2 protein-coding genes are annotated in these 2,469 nt (G+C 60.7%); both read left to right on the forward strand.

The annotated features are described in order from the left end of the window. Window positions 1-442 (forward strand): transcriptional regulator LdtR (ldtR, locus tag VGO04_RS00125; protein ID WP_327493923.1); only part of this gene is annotated, 442 nt, incomplete at its 5' end. Window positions 443-934: 492 nt separating this feature from the next. Next, the gene (locus VGO04_RS00130; protein ID WP_327493924.1) at window positions 935-2,260 is read left to right on the forward strand and encodes a murein L,D-transpeptidase; all 1,326 of its coding nucleotides are present in this window, start codon (window positions 935-937) and stop codon (window positions 2,258-2,260) included. The last annotated feature ends 209 nt before the right edge of the window (window positions 2,261-2,469 follow it).

The following is a 2,469-nucleotide window of genomic DNA, read 5'->3' on the forward strand; positions in this document are numbered from 1 at the left end:
CATGGAATCCCTCCACCTCGTCGAGCGTCTGCACCGCCGTCTGCTCGACGTCATCAAGGACGAGTTCGACCGCGAAGGTCGCAGCGACGTCAACGCCGTCCAGGCCCTGTTGCTCTTCAACATCGGCAACTCGGAACTGACCGCCGGCGAACTTCGCTCCCGCGGTTACTACCTGGGCTCGAACGTCTCCTACAACGTCAAGAAGCTCGTCGACCTCGGCCTGATCAACCACCAGCGCTCCCGCGTCGACCGTCGGTCGGTTCGCATCAGCCTGACTGAAGATGGCCAGGAAATCGCTGAAACCGTCGCCAAGCTCTACGAGCGCCACGTCGGCTCGATCCAGAAGGTCGGCGGCATCGGTTCGGATGAATTCACCCAGATGAACAAGCTCCTGCAGCGCCTCGACCGCTTCTGGAACGACAGCATCATGTACCGCCTCTAATCGGGCAAAAACCTCCAGTTCAAGGGTCGGGCGCAATCCCTGCGTGTCCGACCTTTGCCGTTTTGCGGCCTGTCTACGTGCCGCGGAAAAAAGCACGGCTTCGTGGCACAATCGTCGTGGTTGCCCGACGTGCCAAGCAGAAAATATTAGAAAATCAGAATGTTGCGGTGCTGTTTGTACGTGGTTCCGGCAACGTCCATGCGCAAAGCAAAAGGCGTGCCATTCCTCCCGTGGAACCGTTCGAGACACGAATTGGCCATATTGCTGTGACAGCGACGACGGCATGCGGTAGTGCGGCCACGTGTATTGTCAGGCGTGGATTCGTTTTGCGTTTAGCCTGCCGAATGAGGGTCCTCACTCGCGGTATCGTGAAATCATGTGAGGGCAGGGTGGCTCGTTGGTTGACCTTTGTTAACCACGATCGTGTTAGGGCTGCGGCAACGTGCGTGCCAGCGCATGGGGCGCGTACCAACGCATTGGGATGGTAGGAATATGTCGAAAAAGAATGGAATTGATGCATTCTCGCGCCGCGCCTTTTTGCGCTCGGCGGCAACCTTCGGCGCCGTGGCAGTCGCCGGTGCCGCAAGTGCACAGGACGCCCTGAACGAGATCATCAATTCGCCGCGCCGTGGCTCCTGGGACGACCAGTATGACGCCAAGGCTTCGCGCACCGCAACGACGGTTGTCTCCAACACCCCGGTCTTCGGGACGGAGACGATTGCCCACGTGCAGCAGGCGATCTTCGACTACCAGAACATCGTGTCGCAGGGCGGTTGGCCGACGGTCCAGACCAGCGTCAAGCTCGAGCTTGGCGTCACCGATCCTTCGGTGCAGCAACTTCGCCAGCGCCTGATGGTTTCCGGCGACCTGCCGCGTTCGGCCGGCATCTCGTCGTCCTTCGACAGTTACGTCGAGGGTGCGGTCAAGCGCTTCCAGGCCCGTCATGGCCTGCCAGCCGACGGTGTCATCGGCGAATACACGCTGAAGGCGATCAATGTCGACGCCAACACCCGCCTTGGCCAACTCCAGACGAACCTCGTTCGCTTGCAGTCGATGTCCGGCGATCTCGGCCGCCGCTATGTGATGGTCAACATTCCGGCCGCCTATATCGAGGCGGTCGAAAATGGCCGAGTGGCGCTGCGCCACACCGCCATCGTCGGCAAGATCGACCGCCAGTCGCCGATTCTCAATTCGAAGATCTACGAGGTCATCCTCAACCCCTACTGGACCGCGCCGCGCTCGATCATCCAGAAGGATATCATGCCGCTGATGCGCAAGGACCCGACGTATCTCGCGCGCAACTCGATCCGTCTGTTCGACGGCAGCGGTGGCGAAGTGTCGCCGGAAACCGTCGACTGGAATGCGGAGAAGGCGCCGAACCTGATGTTCCGTCAGGATCCGGGCAAGATCAACGCGATGTCCTCGACGAAGATCAACTTCCACAACGAGCATCAGGTCTACATGCACGACACGCCGCAGCAGGGCCTGTTCAACAAGCTGATGCGTTTCGAATCGTCCGGTTGCGTGCGCGTACAGAACGTGCGCGACCTCTCGACCTGGCTGCTGAAGGAAACGCCCGGCTGGTCGCGCCAGCAGATCGAGGCGACGATCAAGACCGGCGTCAACACGCCGATCACGCTCGCCGAGGAAGTGCCTGTGTTCTTCACCTACATCACCGCCTGGTCTGCCAAGGACGGCGTGGTGCAGTTCCGCGACGACATCTACCAGCGCGACGGCGCCACGGAACTGGCGCTGCAGACGCCCTATGGCGTCGAGCAGTCGGCTGGTTCGGTCGATCAGGACGCATTGCCGCAATAAGCGAATTTGCGACACGGAAGAGTTCGAGCCGCGCTTCCCCCGGGAGCGCGGCTTTTTCGTGGGATGAGCCCGCGATATTTCGGCGCGGCAGATGGGGGAAATGACGCAAACCGCACAGCGGATATTGCTCTCGCCGTGCGAGGAAGCTAAAGAACTGCCACCCTTGAGAGGAGCCTCGCGCCAATGCCTGCACAGACCAATGACGCCTT

The organism is Ensifer sp. (assembly GCF_035999185.1).
In the GTDB taxonomy this organism is placed as follows: domain Bacteria; phylum Pseudomonadota; class Alphaproteobacteria; order Rhizobiales; family Rhizobiaceae; genus Ensifer.

Excerpts from the sequence above, each read along its gene's own strand:
- VGO04_RS00130 (WP_327493924.1), top strand. The coding sequence starts at position 935 with ATGTCGAAAAAGAATGGAATTGATGCATTCTCGCGCCGCGCCTTTTTG.